Annotated in this window: 1 protein-coding gene; it reads right to left on the bottom strand. The window is 63.6% G+C overall.

Annotated features, from left to right (window positions below):
* Positions 1 to 731, bottom strand: a 731-nt coding sequence (locus AU193_RS18680) for an AMP-binding protein (protein ID WP_156425287.1), incomplete at both ends; no start/stop codon positions are given.

The raw sequence follows: 731 nt of genomic DNA, 5'->3' as shown, positions 1-731 counted from the left end.
TGCGACCACACTTGACCGGCCAAGGCCATGCCCGCGTCGAGAACCTCCAACAGCCGTATCACGTTGCGGTGGGCAACCGCCACGCCCTTGGGCACACCGGTGGTGCCCGAGGTGTAAATCAGATAAGCGATATCTGCGCCAGCCGGCGCGGGCAACGCCGTAGCAGGCGCAGAACCGGTCCGCCGATCAGCAACATCGACAACCGCCACATCCAACCCATCCAGGCGTGAACGCAACCCCGCCGAACACACCACCACCACCGGCGCGGCATCAGCAACCATGAACTGCAACCGCGTATCAGGATGAGCCGGATCCACCGCCAAATACGCCGCCCCGGTCTTGAGCACCGCCAACAACGCCACGATCGCCTCAGCCGAGCGCTCCACCAACAGCGCCACCCGCTCACCAGGGCCCGCACCATAACCAACCAGCAAGTGCGCCAACCGATTCGAGGCCTCATCCAACTCGCGATAAGTCAACGAACGACCCTCAAAACTGACCGCCACCGCCTCCGGAACACGCCCCACCTGCACCGCGAACAACTCCGGAATCGACACCGAAGCACCCACCGGCTGCTCCAACACCGCCCGATGACCCACCCGATCCAACCAAGCGTGCTCACCGGCATCGAGCAGATCCACCGACGACACCAACCGCAACGGATCAACCGTCATCGCCACCAACACCCGCTGCAACCGCTGCACCAACACCTCAACACCGGCCACATCAAA

It is taken from the genome of Mycobacterium sp. GA-1285 (assembly GCF_001499905.1).
Lineage (GTDB): Bacteria > Actinomycetota > Actinomycetes > Mycobacteriales > Mycobacteriaceae > Mycobacterium.
This window is presented reverse-complemented; position numbering and strand designations above follow the sequence as displayed.